Below are 15,728 nucleotides of genomic sequence, written 5' to 3' on the forward strand. Positions count from 1 at the left end.
GATGAGTACGCATTATTTTATTGCGATTCCCATTGAGGCGACCGAACTAATTAATGTACAGCGTGCTATTTTGCCTTATTATTCGTATCGGCGTATTTATCGACCGGACGAATTTCATATGACGATTCAATTTTTAGGATACGTAGACGGAGAAGAACTGGATGAAGTGAAGGAAATCACACGTAGAATCTGTGAAGATACGCTACCGTTCACGTTGACGTTTCGTTCCATCGATCATTTTGGTAGACCAGATCGTCCACGCGTTCTGACAATCGTGCCGGATGATTCGGAGCCCCTTCAGCGGTTGGCGCACGCACTCCGTCAAGAACTTGTCGACGTGATCCCAAGATTGGATCGAAAGGCGTTTGTCCCTCATGTGACGCTCGCAAAAAAATGGGATGCCGGGGAACGCGTTCCCTACGTATCACCCGAGCTTCAAGTGACTGAATCTGTAGAAGAAGTGATTCTGTATGAAGTACAGCCGCATCATACACCTGCCTATCGGGCAATAGAAGTATTTCCGTTAAGACGGCCAGAGGAGGACATATGGCAATCCCGGTTAAAGTTTTTGACGTAATTTCAAAATATGAACGTGATGTATTAGACCAATATAATCGCTATCTGGAGTATGTGGACTCCGATACGGCACGTCTACAGCGCCTTCATGAGAACAATCGCCTAAGCCCGGTCGAAGTGCTCGAAATCGACCGACCATGGTGGAAATTTTGGGCGAAGACAGAGCGAATCGAATTGGAGCCAAAACCGCTCTCTGATTCACAATATCAAAAGATGTTACGGGAACGACGACACATTCAAAAACTTCAATTTGCCTGTGAAGGTGTACTCGAAGCTGATTTGCCGCATTTGGCATTTACTCGAGACTTTGCCTATCGGATGATGCGCTCCGAGTGGAATGAACGACACTTCTTCTTGTATCGCCCAGTCATCGAATGGAGCGGTGCGAGCGTAGAATTAAGTCATATCATCGTTGGCCCAACGCATCTCTATGTCGTGGAATGGCTCGAAGGAGACCGAAGTATCTATCACATATCAAAAGAGAAGACATGGGTTCATCAACCGTTGAAAGGGGAAAATACTCGTGTAGTGAACCCGCTCATCGCATTGACAAGAACGGAAGAACTTGTTCGACATATTTTACCGAACTATGCGGGGGTATTGCACAAAGTCGTCGTTGCGACAGATGGGTACTTCGATAACGTTCCAAACGTTCGATCGACACATTATGTGGGACGGAATGAGTATACAGAATGGATGAAACAAGTGAACGGGCGCGCGCCGATTGTTAAAGCGCAGCAAATTCGGGATGTCGCTACCTTATTAGAGGTGACAGCCAAGATGCCGTTTCGCCAATTTATGGATCAGTGATTGAGAGGAAGGGAAGCATATGCATCATACACCAGATCAAAAGACCGCCTCGCATGTAAGCATCGAGAGTGCGTCTTTCGTATCATTTGAGACAATACAACTTGAGATTTTGCGCGAATATGAATCCGTTCCAGTACAAATTGAGCAAAATGGACGCCCCATCGATTACTTAGTCGAGCACCAACATGTGACGGAGTCGGGGAGGGTCGAACAAATTCTTCGTCTAAATGAACCAATAGCTCTAGATATGATGTATACAGTGTTTCATCCGGGACAAAAAACGATGGTCATTATCCCTCGAGAAGTCGTTCGTTCGGAAGAATTCGAACGTCGATTTTCATATGACGGTCCTCTCGGTGTGTCGTTTGCGCCGAATGGGATAGAAGTGGTGGTGTGGTCGCCTGTCGCCCTCTCTATGTGGATTACAATCCATGACGACACAAACCATCGTGAAATGGAACGGTTTCGTATGAATCGCGGCTCCCGTGGCGAGTGGAATGGGGAAGTGCCGAAAGAATTCGAAGGAATGCTGTATCGTTTAGAAGTGAAGACACCGGTCGATACAAGGCAAGTCGTTGATCCTTATGCAAGAGCTGTCAGTTTGAACGGAGAGTATGGGGTGTTGTCGGACGTGGCCCAATTCGTCCGTGAACAAGTCGAACGTGTGTCCCGTCCACCGTTATGGAAAGCGACGGATGCGGTCATTTATGAATTGCATATCCGAGATTTCACTAGCCATCCTTCATCGAAGAGTCAACTGAAAGGTCTATATGGAGGGGTTACGGAACAAGGAGTTCGGACGAAAGGGGATCATAGTGCCGGACTCGACTATCTGAAAGAACTCGGGGTGACCCATGTTCAGTTGTTACCCGTCCATGATTTTGGAAGCGTCGATGAAGCGACGCGTATGCCGTACAATTGGGGATACGACCCGATTCATTGGTTCAGTTTAGAAGGAAGTTATGCTTCGAGACCGGATGTACCGATGAGTCGTGTATTCGAGTATGCGACACTCGTTTCTGACCTCCATCAAGCGGGTCTACGTGTCGTCACAGACGTCGTGATGAATCACATATACATTCGTGAACAGTCCCCGCTAGAAGCGCTCGTTCCGTATTATTATTTTAGATACGAGCATGATGGCACAGTTGCAAATGGGACCGGCGTCGGAAATGACACGGCCTCGGAACGCTATATGATGCGACGGACGATTGTGGACTTCGTGACCTATTTCGCGACAACGTATCAAGTCGATGGATTCCGCTTTGACTTGATGGGTATTCATGATGTGGAGACGATGAATCAGGTGCGGGCAGCTCTCGATAAAATCGATCCATCCATCCTTGTTTATGGGGAAGGATGGGACTTGGCCACACCGCTCGGTCAGTCATTAAAGGCAACATCACAAAATGCCGCTCAGATGCCCCGAGTTGGACATTTTAATGACATGATTCGAGATGCGCTGAAAGGTTCGACTTTCAATGACCGGGAACGTGGATTTATTTCTGGAAATGAGTGGAGGGAGTGGGAGCTACGTGAATGTCTCACCGGTGCCGTCCATATTCCGAACGTGACGGTCGGACGCTTTCCGAGCCCGACATACTCCATCAACTATGCCGAAGCCCATGATAATTACACGATTTTTGATAAATTGAAATTGTCATGCGAAGAAATCGATGAAGCGACTCGCCTCGCCATGCAACGTTTGGCTAATGCGGTGGTCATCACGTCTCAAGGGATTCCGTTTATTCACGCTGGTCAAGAATTCGGACGTACGAAGCAAGGTGTAGAAAATAGCTATAACTCACCGGACCATATCAATCACTTTGATTGGGATTTACGTGATACACGAGTCAACGAAATCGAGTATGTGAAGACGCTCCTGAAGCTGCGGCGACTCCATACGTGTTTCCGCTATGATTCGCGTCAAGAAGTAATCGATCACTTTACGTTTCTTCCTTCACCGCCTGGTGTCATCATTTATGAGTTGACGGCCGGTCATTCGTATGATGCGTGGCAACGGGTACGGGTATATGTAAATGGGACGTTTGAAAATCTATCATTCACGAGCGATGCGAAATGGAATGTCTATGTTCAAGGTGAAACGGCCAGTCTCGTCCCGCTCGTACGAAACCCTGAAAACATTCAAGTCAAGTCGTTGTCAATGACGATTCTCGCATGTTAAGATGTTGATTGTATCTCTTTAATTTCAAGTAAGATTTGAGCGTGATGAATATGTATTCAGATATAGTCGGTGCGCTCGGTAAAGAGTGGACAGTCGCTTCAGCCGGAGGAATTACCGGAGAAGCGTATGTAGCGACGACGCGCCAACAGAAGATTTTTGTGAAACGGAATTCTTCTCCGTTCTTGGCGATTCTTTCAGCAGAAGGAATTGTTCCAAAACTTCTTTGGACAAAACGAATGTTTAACGGGGATGTGTTAAGTGCCCAACAGTTTATTGAAGGTCGTGAACTTTCGCCAGACGATATGAAGCGACCAGATGTCGCGGCACAGCTCGGAAAGATTCATGATTCGAAAGAGCTATTATTCATGTTACAACAATTAAATCACACACCAGTGACGCCGCACTTATTGCTCCGTCAGTGTGAAGCATATGAACAAGATGAGACGGACCCGACGATTGGAGAGGCTGTACAATGGTTAAAGCACCATTTGCCAAAAGTCGATGAGCAAGAGTTCGTCGTGTGTCATTCCGACTTAAACCATAATAATTGGATTGAAGATGAGAGCGGTCTTCTCTACCTAACAGATTGGGATGATGCCATCATCGCGGACCGCGCGTTTGATTTGGCGATGGTTGTCTACAGTTATGTCGATGAAACGGAATGGGAGCGTTGGTTTTCGCATTATGGAGTATGTGTCTCGAACAAGCTTCATAATCGTATGCATTGGTATGCGATCGCCCAAACGATTTTGACGATTTATGGGGAAGAGAACGATTCTGCGCGAACAGAAGGCTTTCATGTGTTACGTGAGTTGATGGACGAGGCGTATGAGCGAATCAACTAAAAGGGATGGCTGAGCGCCACCCCTTTTTGAATGTGTTAAATGTCGTCTGGATTCATGAAGAAAGCCCAAACGAACGTTGCGATGACACCAGCGAAAAACGTGAGTGGAGCTGCGTAAAAAATTAGGAATTGATCTAATGTACTCATCTTATATAACCTCCTTGTGAAGGATGATTCACGTTCATTAAACTATGATTTCGTGTATAATCGCAAGAGGACTGCTCGTTCGAAACGTGCATCCCCCCATTAAACTTGAACATTTGATGAACGAAAGGTAGGATTTTCATGCGTTTAAGACATAAGCCTTGGGCAAAAGAATATATGGAAGCCCAAGAACACGTATTTATTCAACACCCTGATCAGCTGAAAGGAAAGTGGGAAACCGAGTTCGGGAATGACCACCCTCTCTTTATTGAAGTTGGTTCAGGCAAAGGACAATTCATTTTAGGGATGGCAAGCCAACATCCGGATGTGAACTTCATCGCAATTGAATTATTTGAGAGTGTAGCCGTCTCAATCGTTCAAAAATTAGTCGAATCACCGATGCCGAACGTGAGAGTTTTGACGGTCGATGCGAAGCATCTCACCGACTATTTTGAAGCGGGCGAAGTCGATCGCGTATACTTAAACTTCTCGGATCCATGGCCAAAAACGCGCCATGCGAAACGTCGCTTAACGTATAAGACGTTTTTAGCGACATATGAGGCGATTCTTCCGAAAGCAGGAGAGATTCATTTTAAGACGGACAACCGTGGACTGTTTGAATATTCGCTTCAAAGCATGAGCCAATACGGAATGTTCTTCACAGATATTTCACTTGATTTACACGTGAGTGAACCAGAAGATAATATTCGAACAGAGTATGAAGAGCGTTTCAGTGCGCTCGGTCAACCTATCTATCGTATGGAAGCCGTCTTTCGTCCGAAAAATTGACACGCTTTTTTCTTATTTTAATAGTATTTTCTTCACACTTTTTTCTTTCTTCTTGGTACAATAAGAATGACGCTAAACTGGAATAAGAGAAGGGGGAACATGGGGATGTTGAAAAAAGCATGGGCAAGCCTGCTTGCAGTAATCTTCATTCTAACAATCGCACCAATGAATACCTCAGCGAATGAAGCGTTCTTGGACGCACTCGAAGAGGATTTGAAAGCGACGCATTACGACTATAAAGAAGGAACGGCTGAAATCATCAAAGAAGAGACACTTCGCCATTCAAATGGGAATGAAGTGATTGCGGCTGTCGTAGAACTCGATACGATTCGTGATGGCATCTTCATCACTCGTAAAACGGAGTATCATTACTTTGATGCGACAGACAACAAAATCCTTTCATCAGCAGACCTCGTAGAAGTTGAAGGAGCAGCTGAATTCGCAGATACGAACATCGACATGCTCGGTCAACAAATTGTCTACTGGTTGCCAGTATTGGTATTGCTTCTATTGATTGCGATTCCAGCACTTATTTTGTTCTTGGTCGTACCACGTTTCTATTCAACTAGTCCATATATGAATCCTGTATATGAAAAGAATGACAACCCACGTTAACACATAAAAGCACCCCGTTCTCATGAACGGGGTGCTTTTATGTTTACTGTTGTTTCAATTGTTCTACGATGTCAGACAATGACATGTCGTTTCCTGAGGAGACGGATGCGATGAAGGCGCTCTCGACAATGGGACCGTCGAAAAATGCGACTTCTTTGTCTCCTTCGTACATGTCGATTGCGAGTTCAGCATTCATCGTAGCCGAGCCGATATCACTGAGGAGAAGTGCTTCTCCTTTGACTTCGTTCAGTGCTGTCAAAATGCGGTTGACGTCCGTTCCGATTGCCCCGTCTTCGAGACCTCCGGCTAAATGAATAGGGACAATCGGCGCCATCTCCTTCATGAGATCTTGAATACCTTCCGCAATTTTAGAGCTGTGTGAGACGATAATCAGTTCAACGATGTCAATCGACCTCCTTCATGATGGCGGCTAACAGGATTGAACTTGAGAGGGCGCCAGGGTCGACCGTCCCCCGTGAGTTTTCGCCAAAATATGAGGCTCTGCCTTTTGTTGCCACCATATCTTCTGTTTTTTGTACGAGTTCGTCTAATTGCTGTTTGTAGTCGTTCCCTTGCTTTACATGCTCAAGGAATGGATCCCAAACATCAACCATCGTTTTTTGACCGACCTCAGACTTTCCTCGTGCTTTAATTGAATTCGAACCTTCTTGGAGTGCTTCTATGAGCAAGTTGAAATCAGCTTCAGTCGCATCTCCGAACTTGGTAGCCATCTTCACAAAAGCGGAACCATACAGCGGTCCGGCAGCGCCACCTACTTTCGACATAAGCGTCATACCAACTTTTTTACTTATCGCTCCGAGAGAGTCATAATCTTCGTCTAGAATGGAAGAGACAGCATCGAACCCACGAGACATATTGATCCCATGATCGCCGTCACCGATAGCCCGGTCTAAATCTGTCAACGTGTCTTTTTGTTCTTCGATTCCAATTTGTGTGTCGCGTAACGCCTGCTTCATCCGTTCAATCGTCAACATAAACCAAACACCCCATTCATCAAATTTTAAATCCAAGTGCCGCAGATGGGGCATCTAAATAGGACGTCATCTCATCATCGAGCGGTAATAATGTAATCGAGAAACCATGCATCTCAAGTGACGTCATATAGTTGCCGACGTATTTTCGTTTCAAAGTATATCCAGCGGCTTCAAGTTTTTCTGCAACGAAGTGATACGTCACGTATAACTCAGATAGTGGAGTTCCGCCCATCCCGTTGACCATGACAGCGACTTCGCCAGGTTCGACTTCTTTTTTCAAATGACTGAGTAAATCATCGACGATTTGGTCGACATCGCTCGTCGGTTTACGTTCGACACCACGCTCCCCGTGAATTCCAATCCCAATCTCCATCTCTTCCTCGTTCAAGTCGAAACCGGGCTTGGCGCTAACTGGCATATAACAAGGTTCTACAGCCATTCCCATCGAACGAACATGAGAGGCTACTTTTTCAGCAATTGCTTTGACTTCTTCGAGTGATTTCCCGCTTGCCGCAGCAGCGCCCGCGATTTTATGAACGAAGACAGTCCCAGCAACGCCTCGACGATCTTCTTTATTCGAAATGGCGACATCATCCGCGACAACGACGTGGTCGACTTTGATGCCGTCCCCTTCGGCCAGTTCCGCAGCAAGTTCGAAGTTCATTACATCCCCCGAATAGTTTTTCACAATCAACAGGACGCCGTTTCCGCCATCGGCCGCTTTGATTCCTTCGAGCACCATGTCCGGAGTAGGGGATGTAAATACTTCCCCGCAAACTGCGGCATCGAGCATACCGTCCCCGACATATCCGGCGTGTGCCGGCTCGTGACCACTACCGCCACCAGAGACGAGTCCTACTTTTCCAGACTTAGCTCCACTGGCCCGACAGATGACATTGACATCGTCGACACGACCATACAATTCAGGATGGGCATGGACCATACCTTCTACCATTTGTGTTACGAGTTCACTTGCTTCACCGATTAGCTTTTTCACGCGAGATCACTCCTTTTTTAAATTGAAAACTACCATTTTCAATTTTCCACTCTTTCACTAGAACTAAACAAAAAACCGACGAATGATTCGTCGGTTTTTTTTGTCATGCATATTCGAGTAAAGCGCCAGTCTCAGAGTCGACTGTGAACTCGTACGTTTTTTCTTCGTCGTTCTCAAGAACCGAGATTCCACCTTTGTAGACGTCGTATTCACGACCATCATATGTGTAAATCTCAGGTGATGCAGAAATCCATGCCCCTTGGACATGACCTTTAGCTGAGAAAGCACGTTTTGTGTACTCTAACGCGTTTTCTGCAGATAAGCTACGTTCATCTAAAGCTTTTTTCGTCATAAGTGCGGCAATGACGGCCACCCCGATTCCAATAAACCAATACCTTTTTTTCATATGACTACCTCCCCTTGAACTATGGCTATCATGTACATCGTACCAAAACCTGTACCCGAATGGAATGAAAAGCATTCGCATCCTATCAAAACTTTTGTATATAATGAGACAAGAACGGTTAGGAAAGGATGATGAAAAATGGATCAGAAGACGAGAGATTTATTTAAGACGTTAACAGAATTACCAGGTGCACCGGGGTTTGAGTCAGAAGTCCGTCAGTTCGTACGTGAACGGATCGAACCACATTCGGATGAAATTGTAACGGATGGCATCGGGTCGATTTTTGGGAAGCGTGTTGGAGACGAGACAGGCCCGAAAGTCATGGTAGCGGGTCACATGGATGAGGTTGCCTTCATGGTGACGCGCATCACTGAAAACGGAATGCTTTACATACAACCGCTCGGTGGATGGTGGAGTCAAGTGCTTATGGCACAACGGTTTGATATCATCACATCGAACGGTAAAATTCCGGGTGTCGTCGCTTCGACACCGCCTCATTTATTAGGTCCAGATGCGATGAGTAAGCCGATGGACATCAAGCAGATGTTTATCGATATCGGGGCAGATTCAAAAGAGGAAGCAGAGTCTTGGGGAGTGCGTCCGGGTGTTCCTGCGGTGCCGACGAGCGCGTTCACACCACTTCATCACCCTAAAAAAATTATGGCGAAAGCATGGGATAACCGTTATGGTGTTGGTCTTGCTGTCGAACTACTAGAAGAAACGACAAAAGTCGATCATCCAAACATTTTGTTCTCTGGGGCCACGGTACAGGAAGAAGTGGGATTGCGTGGAGCGCAAACGGCATCTGAATTGATAGAGCCGGATGTGGCACTCGTTCTTGACGCATCACCGGCGAACGATGCATCGGGAAGCAAGACGGAGTTCGGACAGCTCGGTGAGGGTGCCTTGATTCGAATCTTAGATCGGGTCATGGTCATGTCACCCGAAATGCGTGACTTCTTGCTCGATACTGCCTCAGACGAAAACATCAAGACACAGTATTTTGTCTCTCCAGGTGGTACCGATGCGGGTCGTGTGCACATGAGCGGTGAAGGTGTACCGACAGCCGTAATCGGTGTCGCATCACGCTATATTCATACACATGCCTCTATTCTTCATACAGATGACTACGATGCGGCGAAAGCGTTACTGAAAGCGTTGGTCAAACGACTTGACCGTTCGACGCTCGAAACGCTCCGTCCGTCTCGCTAAGTGCACGTGCCGTTCACTCATGATTTTGAGTGAACGGTTTTTTTATACGGCTGTTCTTGCTATTTCAGGTAAAAACTTTATACTGATAGAGGTGTTTATACATTATTTTTACTTATGACAAGACACCTATAAAAGTTTAAGGAGGATGTCCTGTGTTAAAGAAAAAAGGAATTTCACTCAGCCCGTCTCTCTATTTTGTGACGGCACTAAGTTATATGGCACTTGGTTTATTCAGTACGTTGATTATCGGTCTGATCATGAAGACGATCGGGGGGCAACTCGATGGTACTGCACTCGCAGGAGTGAGCGGCACATTTATACAAATAGGTGAGGTGGCTATGAGTCTGACAGGTCCGGCCATCGGGATTGCGATTGCATATGCTCTTGAGGCACCACCGCTTATTCTATTTTCAGCTCTCGTCGTTGGAGCGTTCGGATATGAATTTGGACCTGCGGGTAGTTACGTCGCCACAATTCTAGCCGTCGAATCTTCAAAACTCGTTTCAAAATCAACGAAGTTGGATATTTTAGTGACGCCGTTTACGACAATTGCAGTCGGATTCTTCACCGCGACGTACATTGGGAAATATGTCGGAATGTTCATGACACAGCTCGGAAGTTGGATTGAATGGGGAACGGAGCAGCAACCGTTATTCATGGGTATCGTTGTAGCAACATTGATGGGGGTGGCCTTGACCGCCCCGATTTCAAGTGCAGCCATCGCACTGATGCTCGGTTTAAATGGCGTTGCAGCGGGTGCTGCGACAGTTGGCTGTGCCGCTCAAATGATTGGATTTGCCATCACGAGTTATCGAGATAATGGAGTTGGTGGAGCACTTGCCCAAGGGATTGGAACCTCGATGCTTCAAGTTGGGAACATCGTGAAAAACCCTTGGATTCTTCTTCCTCCAACAATAGCCGGGGCTGTACTGGCACCCATCGCGATTCTGTTATTTGAATTGGAAAGTGTAGCTGCAGGGGCAGGCATGGGAACAAGTGGACTCGTAGGTCCAATCGTCATGCTCGAAACGATGGGGTTTAGTTGGTACACGTTGATTGTCGTTCTTGGTTTCTTAATTGTTGGACCAGCCTTGTTGAGTTACGCGATCTATGCAGTATTGCGGAGAACCGGAAGAATTCAACCGAATGATTTAAAGATTGATTATTAAAAAAGAGCGTCGTTTCAACGAAACGATGCTCTTTTTTCATCCAATCCCGAACCACATTTTAACCGACTCTACCGTTTCCCGAGGGACACGAAAGCTAATAAGGAATAGCGTGAGGACAATCACGTAGATTGGAAGTAGAAAACGTTTTCGTACGATTGGCAAACGTCGGACCAGTTGTTTTAACCATTTTTCGAGAACATAAATGATGGCGAATCCGACAACGAGCCAAATTAAAATTTCCAATCTCGTTTTATCGGTGTCAATAAATAAATATCCGTATCGCAAAATGGCAAGCATTCCGAAAACACCGACCATTTGTTCAAGGGGGTGTTTCATTTCGGGATTTAATTTTGTACGCGTTAACTTCATTTGATTTCACCTGTTTCAACTAGTTTCGGTTTTGATTATAACAAACAGGAGAGCAGAATGTGCGACTTGACTTATGCTATTATAAGTGAGGAAAACACGGACAGGAGTGGTCAATTATGAAACAATTATCAACAACGACAGAATATATGGAAGCAAAAGAATCGAAAAGCATTTTCATGTTCTCAGCAAAATGGTGTGGGGATTGCCGATTCCTCGACCCATTCATGCCAGACATCGAGAAAAAGTTCGAGACATGGACGTTTTATTATGTAGACCGTGACGAGTTTATGGAACTTGCGCAAGAACTTGATATTTTCGGGATCCCAAGCTTTGTTGCGTTTGAGAACGGCAAAGAAATCGATCGATATGTCGGTCGAGAACGAAAGACACCCGAACAGGTCGAAGATTTCTTGAACGGGTTAGGGTGAGGATATATGGAACGGAATGAGTTGAGACGTTATTTAGAATCAAACTTCAAAGCGGATTACCGTACTTCTTATGACCGTGAGAATGAAGTGTTGCGCGTCGAAAGAAGGTCAGATCGCTTCGGTGTGAATATTCGTCTCGCACCAATTGTGGCAAAAGCAAAAACTCGTGGAAAAGTGGCGGTCGATGAGGTGATCGAATATATCGAATCGGCGATGAAGGCAGATGATCAAATCTCACTCTCAGGAAATATGGATGCTATTTATCCAGTTATTCGTTCGAACTCGTTCGCGAAAACCACAAAAAATGGAGAGTCTCTTGTGTTCACTCCGCATACGGCAGAAACTGCTATCTTCTATGCGTTGGATCGAGGGAACGGCTATCGATTGATTGAAGAAAGGCACCTTTCGGAAGATTTGGACGCCTCATTAATTGAACGAACAGCTCGAGAGAATATTAAAAAATTGCCGACTGAGATGAAGCAAGATGAGGTCGCAGGTAATCCATTCTACTTTCTTTCTACCCGAGATGGGTACGAAGCGTCTCGTATTTTAAATGATGACTTTCTTCGGATGATGGAGCGTCGGGTCGAAGGGGATATGCTCGTTGGTGTTCCGCACCAAGATGTGATGATCATAGCGGATATACGAAATGATCAAGGATATGATGCGATGCAACAACTGATGTTTGATTTCTTCACAAATGGTCGTATCCCAGTGACTGCACTTGCCTTTCATTATGAAGCAGGGCAACTTGAACCGATTTTTATTGTCGGAAAAAAGACCCCGCCATCGAACACATAATCTGATAAAATAAGTGAGATGAGTTTGAAAGAAGGGACGTATGAACGTATGCAAATGAATGTGTTTTATAACCGAGAAGGAATCGGCGATGTACTCATGGTGTTGTTAAAAGAAGGAGAACGGCACCATCAATCTGTCGAGCGGGTGAGAGATGTCGCTATTATCAAATCCGTAGACGGAGAAGTAAATGGGTATAATCTATTCGAAGCAAGTCAACATTTTGACGTCTCGGAGTGGAATGGTCCGGTTGATTTGACAGCCGAATTGGTTGAACAATTGCGTGCCGTCTTGAGCGATAATGGCATCGAGGAGGACTTCTCTTGGGCAGATGTGACTCCTAAATTCGTCATAGGCTATGTCGAAAGCGCGGAAAAACATCCGGATGCCGACAAATTATCGATATGCCAAGTACAAATCGATCAGGGCACTGTGCAAATCGTGTGTGGTGCACCGAATGTAGCGACAGGACAGAAAGTGGTCGTAGCGAAACCCGGTGCAGTCATGCCGACAGGGTTAATTATCCGACCATCCGCACTCCGTGGAGAGAGTTCGCACGGGATGATTTGTTCTGCCCGTGAATTAAACCTTCCGAATGCTCCACAGGAAAAAGGAATTTTAGTGTTAGATGACGAATATGAAGTAGGTACAGCATTTGAAATCGGTCGCTAAACTCGACCGATTTTTTGTTAAATATGGATTGAGCGAAAAAGCGAGGAATCAAGTATGGATGCATATGAACGTTCAATGAAACGACAAGCAGAACGAATTAAAAGAGAGCTATCGAAAGAAGGACAGACAGTATCTCATCCACCTAAGGTAGAGGTCACCGATGAACTTGTCCCCACAGACGTCCCATCGCCAATTTACGGGTATGCGCGCCCAAAGCCGAAGATTGTACTTCCAGCCGAACATTCTCCTGAGACGAGAGAGGCGATTGAGACGATTATGGAATCCGAGCCATCACAATCAGCAGATTCGACCCGGGATGTAGCGTGTGAGTCTAAAGTTGAGCATCACTTGAGTGAAGAACAGACCGAATCGATTTCCGAGGAAATGATTGTTGAAGAAAAATCAATACTTGGTGAAGTCTCTATAACGGATAACGGTTTTTCTTCAGTCTTTATGCAATCAACAGATTTATCCCATTCGAATAAAGAAACAATCGTGGAAGCTTTACATGATGTTGCAACACATGACAATTTAAATATCGACGGCTCTGCAGAGAAGGTCAGACCATCAATTGAACAGATTGCAGAGAGATTACAAACACCATCTGAGCAACAAGAAATGCCAACGAATACAGATTTGACACCTGCAGTTCAAGTATCGTTCAAAGCTGATCAACCCCCTGTAAATGTAATGATGACGCCAAAAGATCGCATGGCCATGTATCGTAACCGACGACTTGCACAAAAAAACAATAATCTGTAATAGCATGACTTCATGAGTTTTGCTATAATGACAAAGGTTTGTCGCATTTTGACGAGCCGCAATGAATTAGGGGGGCTATTTACAGATGAACCGTTATCACTTCGTCGGAATTAAAGGAACGGGCATGAGTCCTTTAGCTCAAATTTTATTTGATATGAACAATGAAGTCCGTGGATCGGACGTTGAAAAAGCATTTTTTACAGAAGAAGCATTGAAACGAAAAGGGATTGAAATTTTGCCATTCGATCCTGAAAATATTTCTGAAGACCAAATCATCGTACAAGGAAATGCGTTCAGTGATGATCACCCAGAAATCGTCCGAGCACGCGAACTTGGCTTGACGATTTATAAGTATTATGAATTTTTAGGTGAACTCGCTGACCATTATACAAGTGTGGCGATTACAGGATCGCACGGTAAAACGTCAACAACCGGTTTACTCGCACACGTAATGCGTGGCATCGAGCCGACATCATTTTTAATCGGTGACGGAACGGGCGAAGGTGTTGCAGGTTCAAAGAATTTTGTATTCGAAGCTTGTGAATATAAGCGTCATTTCTTATACTATCGTCCAGACTATGCCATTATGACGAATATCGACTTTGATCATTCGGACTATTTTTCTGGTCTAAACGATGTCATCGATGCGTTCCAAGAAATGGCGAAGCAAGTGAAGAAAGGAATCATTGCCTGTGGTGATGACGAGAATCTTCAACAAATTCAAGCAAACGTTCCACTCGTCTATTATGGATTTGGGGATCATAACGATTTTCGTGTAGAAAATGTTGATTCGACTGAAAACGGAACAACATTTGATGTCTTCTTACGCGATGATTTTTATGGGACGTTCCGCATTCCTGGATACGGAGATCATAGTGTGCTGAATGCACTTGCAGTCATTGCGACATGTGACTATGAGAACTTATCGAAAGAGTTAGTGAAAGAGCGCCTTGAAACATTCAACGGTGTGAAACGTCGGTTTAGTGAATCGGTGTTAAATGATCAAGTGCTCGTCGATGACTATGCGCATCATCCGCGTGAAATTAGTGCGACGATTGAAGCAGCACGCAAAAAGTATGGGGAACGAGAAGTCGTGGCGATTTTCCAACCGCATACGTACACGCGCTTAAAATCATTCATGGATGATTTTGCAACGGCATTGGCTGAAGCAGATACAGTATATCTTTGTGATATTTTCGGTTCAGCACGTGAACAAGAAGGAACCGTCACAATCGAGGACCTTCAGTCACGAATCGAGGGTGCACATATTTTAAAGCGTGGCGGTACGAGCGTCTTACGTGATCATAATGAAGCAGTGCTACTATTCATGGGTGCGGGCGACATTCAAACGTATCAACGTGAATATGAAGAAGTTGTGAAACTTGAAGCATGAGATTGAGGGGGAGACGAATGTTTCTCCTTTTTTTATGTTTAGCTATTCAAAATCTCGGTAATAGTAGTATCGATTGAATTTTGCAAAGGAGATGTTTTGAATGGCTAGTCAAGGTGCACTCAATACGTTAAACAAAGAAGTGGCGAACTATGGGCTGTTATTTGTGAAGCTCCATAATTATCATTGGTATATCAATGGTCCTCACTTCTTTACGTATCATGAGAAACTAGAAGAGCTCTACAACCTAGTGGCAGAGCTTTACGATGACGTAGCAGAGCGACTTCTCATGAACGACGGGGAACCGTTTGCGACGATGAAAGAGTATTTAGAACACTCAACGCTAAAAGAGGGCGATCGTCACGCTGAAACAGAACAGATGATCAAAGACATCATCAACGACTTCAAACAAATCCGTCAAGAGATGCAGGATTCGATGGAGAAATTTGAAGATGGAGATGAAGCGATTGAAGATACATTCGTTTCTCATATCGAACGACTCGAAAAAGAGATTTGGATGATGTCTGCCGCACTCGGCAAAAAAACGAAGCTGTAACATAAAAATGG

20 protein-coding genes are annotated in these 15,728 nt (G+C 45.1%); 14 read left to right on the forward strand and 6 right to left on the reverse strand.

Annotated elements, in window-relative coordinates; genetic code table 11:
• Position 1 precedes the first annotated feature (1 nt).
• From thpR to P400_RS0107285, 4 genes are read left to right on the forward strand one after another with little or no spacing between them, the layout of a single operon-like run.
• The gene (gene thpR, locus P400_RS0107270) at positions 2 to 577 is read left to right on the forward strand and encodes an RNA 2',3'-cyclic phosphodiesterase (protein WP_026825555.1); all 576 of its coding nucleotides are present in this window, start codon (positions 2 to 4) and stop codon (positions 575 to 577) included.
• Entirely contained in the window at positions 547 to 1,386 is an 840-nt protein-coding gene (locus tag P400_RS0107275; protein WP_026825556.1) for an NERD domain-containing protein, read from the forward strand. Before thpR ends, P400_RS0107275 begins: the two co-directional genes overlap by 31 nt.
• Positions 1,387 to 1,405: 19 nt before the next feature.
• Entirely contained in the window at positions 1,406 to 3,571 is a 2,166-nt protein-coding gene (pulA, locus tag P400_RS0107280) for a type I pullulanase (protein WP_026825557.1), read from the forward strand.
• Between the two features lie 50 nt (positions 3,572 to 3,621).
• The gene (locus P400_RS0107285; RefSeq protein ID WP_026825558.1) at positions 3,622 to 4,416 is read left to right on the forward strand and encodes a phosphotransferase family protein; all 795 of its coding nucleotides are present in this window, start codon (positions 3,622 to 3,624) and stop codon (positions 4,414 to 4,416) included.
• 35 nt (positions 4,417 to 4,451) lie between these two features.
• Here P400_RS0107285 and P400_RS15905 read toward each other — a convergent pair whose 3' ends face one another.
• Entirely contained in the window at positions 4,452 to 4,562 is a 111-nt protein-coding gene (locus tag P400_RS15905) for a cytochrome bd oxidase small subunit CydS (protein WP_407636718.1), read from the reverse strand.
• A gap of 138 nt (positions 4,563 to 4,700) precedes the next feature.
• Between P400_RS15905 and trmB the strand changes: the two genes are divergently transcribed.
• Both trmB and P400_RS0107300 read left to right on the forward strand, forming a co-directional pair.
• On the forward strand, positions 4,701 to 5,348 hold the full coding sequence (gene trmB, locus P400_RS0107295; RefSeq protein WP_026825559.1) for a tRNA (guanosine(46)-N7)-methyltransferase TrmB: 648 nt from the start codon (positions 4,701 to 4,703) through the stop codon (positions 5,346 to 5,348).
• A gap of 105 nt (positions 5,349 to 5,453) precedes the next feature.
• Positions 5,454 to 5,963 carry a hypothetical protein gene (locus P400_RS0107300; RefSeq protein WP_235181832.1) on the forward strand — a complete coding sequence of 170 codons (510 nt, stop codon included), beginning with the start codon at positions 5,454 to 5,456 and terminating at the stop codon, positions 5,961 to 5,963.
• A gap of 43 nt (positions 5,964 to 6,006) precedes the next feature.
• On the opposite strand, the gene dhaM is transcribed toward P400_RS0107300, so the two are convergent.
• The 4 genes from dhaM to P400_RS0107320 form a co-directional block, all read right to left on the reverse strand.
• A complete protein-coding gene (gene dhaM, locus P400_RS0107305) occupies positions 6,007 to 6,372 on the reverse strand; it encodes a dihydroxyacetone kinase phosphoryl donor subunit DhaM (RefSeq protein ID WP_326931591.1) in 366 nt (121 codons plus the stop codon).
• Positions 6,368 to 6,958 carry a dihydroxyacetone kinase subunit DhaL gene (dhaL, locus tag P400_RS0107310; RefSeq protein ID WP_026825562.1) on the reverse strand — a complete coding sequence of 197 codons (591 nt, stop codon included), beginning with the start codon at positions 6,956 to 6,958 and terminating at the stop codon, positions 6,368 to 6,370. Before dhaL ends, dhaM begins: the two co-directional genes overlap by 5 nt.
• Before the next feature lie 19 nt (positions 6,959 to 6,977).
• The gene (gene dhaK, locus P400_RS0107315; protein WP_026825563.1) at positions 6,978 to 7,955 is read right to left on the reverse strand and encodes a dihydroxyacetone kinase subunit DhaK; all 978 of its coding nucleotides are present in this window, start codon (positions 7,953 to 7,955) and stop codon (positions 6,978 to 6,980) included.
• A gap of 103 nt (positions 7,956 to 8,058) precedes the next feature.
• A complete protein-coding gene (locus P400_RS0107320) occupies positions 8,059 to 8,361 on the reverse strand; it encodes a PepSY domain-containing protein (RefSeq protein WP_012726763.1) in 303 nt (100 codons plus the stop codon).
• Between the two features lie 138 nt (positions 8,362 to 8,499).
• Between P400_RS0107320 and P400_RS0107325 the strand changes: the two genes are divergently transcribed.
• Both P400_RS0107325 and P400_RS0107330 read left to right on the forward strand, forming a co-directional pair.
• The gene (locus P400_RS0107325) at positions 8,500 to 9,573 is read left to right on the forward strand and encodes a M42 family metallopeptidase (RefSeq protein WP_026825564.1); all 1,074 of its coding nucleotides are present in this window, start codon (positions 8,500 to 8,502) and stop codon (positions 9,571 to 9,573) included.
• 152 nt (positions 9,574 to 9,725) lie between these two features.
• Positions 9,726 to 10,742 carry a PTS transporter subunit IIC gene (locus P400_RS0107330; protein WP_026825565.1) on the forward strand — a complete coding sequence of 339 codons (1,017 nt, stop codon included), beginning with the start codon at positions 9,726 to 9,728 and terminating at the stop codon, positions 10,740 to 10,742.
• 36 nt (positions 10,743 to 10,778) lie between these two features.
• Here P400_RS0107330 and P400_RS0107335 read toward each other — a convergent pair whose 3' ends face one another.
• Positions 10,779 to 11,111 (reverse strand): hypothetical protein, encoded by a 333-nt coding sequence (locus tag P400_RS0107335; RefSeq protein WP_026825566.1) that lies wholly within the window; start codon positions 11,109 to 11,111, stop codon positions 10,779 to 10,781.
• Between the two features lie 116 nt (positions 11,112 to 11,227).
• Between P400_RS0107335 and P400_RS0107340 the strand changes: the two genes are divergently transcribed.
• From P400_RS0107340 to P400_RS0107365, 6 genes are all read left to right on the forward strand, one after another.
• The gene (locus P400_RS0107340) at positions 11,228 to 11,539 is read left to right on the forward strand and encodes a thioredoxin family protein (protein WP_026825567.1); all 312 of its coding nucleotides are present in this window, start codon (positions 11,228 to 11,230) and stop codon (positions 11,537 to 11,539) included.
• A 6-nt stretch (positions 11,540 to 11,545) separates the two neighbouring features.
• The gene (locus P400_RS0107345) at positions 11,546 to 12,340 is read left to right on the forward strand and encodes a DUF1444 family protein (protein WP_026825568.1); all 795 of its coding nucleotides are present in this window, start codon (positions 11,546 to 11,548) and stop codon (positions 12,338 to 12,340) included.
• 54 nt (positions 12,341 to 12,394) lie between these two features.
• Positions 12,395 to 13,009, forward strand: a complete 615-nt coding sequence (ytpR, locus tag P400_RS0107350) for a YtpR family tRNA-binding protein (RefSeq protein ID WP_026825569.1) — start codon at positions 12,395 to 12,397, stop codon at positions 13,007 to 13,009.
• Positions 13,010 to 13,063: 54 nt separating this feature from the next.
• On the forward strand, positions 13,064 to 13,771 hold the full coding sequence (locus P400_RS0107355; protein ID WP_026825570.1) for a hypothetical protein: 708 nt from the start codon (positions 13,064 to 13,066) through the stop codon (positions 13,769 to 13,771).
• 85 nt (positions 13,772 to 13,856) lie between these two features.
• Complete coding sequence (murC, locus tag P400_RS0107360; protein ID WP_026825571.1) at positions 13,857 to 15,164, forward strand: UDP-N-acetylmuramate--L-alanine ligase; 1,308 nt, start codon at positions 13,857 to 13,859, stop codon at positions 15,162 to 15,164.
• A 100-nt stretch (positions 15,165 to 15,264) separates the two neighbouring features.
• The gene (locus tag P400_RS0107365) at positions 15,265 to 15,717 is read left to right on the forward strand and encodes a Dps family protein (protein WP_026825572.1); all 453 of its coding nucleotides are present in this window, start codon (positions 15,265 to 15,267) and stop codon (positions 15,715 to 15,717) included.
• The last annotated feature ends 11 nt before the right edge of the window (positions 15,718 to 15,728 follow it).

Source organism: Exiguobacterium marinum DSM 16307, from assembly GCF_000620845.1.
GTDB classification, from domain to species: domain Bacteria; phylum Bacillota; class Bacilli; order Exiguobacteriales; family Exiguobacteriaceae; genus Exiguobacterium; species Exiguobacterium marinum.

Bases quoted from the DNA above. Each gene is read 5' to 3' on its own strand.
- thpR (WP_026825555.1), top strand. From the start codon at position 2: ATGAGTACGCATTATTTTATTGCGATTCCCATTGAGGCGACCGAACTA.
- P400_RS0107275 (WP_026825556.1), top strand. From the start codon at position 547: ATGGCAATCCCGGTTAAAGTTTTTGACGTAATTTCAAAATATGAACGT.
- pulA (WP_026825557.1), top strand. From the start codon at position 1,406: ATGCATCATACACCAGATCAAAAGACCGCCTCGCATGTAAGCATCGAG.
- P400_RS0107285 (WP_026825558.1), top strand. From the start codon at position 3,622: ATGTATTCAGATATAGTCGGTGCGCTCGGTAAAGAGTGGACAGTCGCT.
- P400_RS15905 (WP_407636718.1), bottom strand. From the start codon at position 4,562: ATGAGTACATTAGATCAATTCCTAATTTTTTACGCAGCTCCACTCACG.
- trmB (WP_026825559.1), top strand. From the start codon at position 4,701: ATGCGTTTAAGACATAAGCCTTGGGCAAAAGAATATATGGAAGCCCAA.
- P400_RS0107300 (WP_235181832.1), top strand. From the start codon at position 5,454: ATGTTGAAAAAAGCATGGGCAAGCCTGCTTGCAGTAATCTTCATTCTA.
- dhaL (WP_026825562.1), bottom strand. From the start codon at position 6,958: ATGTTGACGATTGAACGGATGAAGCAGGCGTTACGCGACACACAAATT.
- P400_RS0107320 (WP_012726763.1), bottom strand. From the start codon at position 8,361: ATGAAAAAAAGGTATTGGTTTATTGGAATCGGGGTGGCCGTCATTGCC.
- P400_RS0107325 (WP_026825564.1), top strand. From the start codon at position 8,500: ATGGATCAGAAGACGAGAGATTTATTTAAGACGTTAACAGAATTACCA.
- P400_RS0107335 (WP_026825566.1), bottom strand. From the start codon at position 11,111: ATGAAGTTAACGCGTACAAAATTAAATCCCGAAATGAAACACCCCCTT.
- P400_RS0107340 (WP_026825567.1), top strand. From the start codon at position 11,228: ATGAAACAATTATCAACAACGACAGAATATATGGAAGCAAAAGAATCG.
- P400_RS0107345 (WP_026825568.1), top strand. From the start codon at position 11,546: ATGGAACGGAATGAGTTGAGACGTTATTTAGAATCAAACTTCAAAGCG.
- ytpR (WP_026825569.1), top strand. From the start codon at position 12,395: ATGAATGTGTTTTATAACCGAGAAGGAATCGGCGATGTACTCATGGTG.
- P400_RS0107355 (WP_026825570.1), top strand. From the start codon at position 13,064: ATGGATGCATATGAACGTTCAATGAAACGACAAGCAGAACGAATTAAA.
- murC (WP_026825571.1), top strand. From the start codon at position 13,857: ATGAACCGTTATCACTTCGTCGGAATTAAAGGAACGGGCATGAGTCCT.
- P400_RS0107365 (WP_026825572.1), top strand. From the start codon at position 15,265: ATGGCTAGTCAAGGTGCACTCAATACGTTAAACAAAGAAGTGGCGAAC.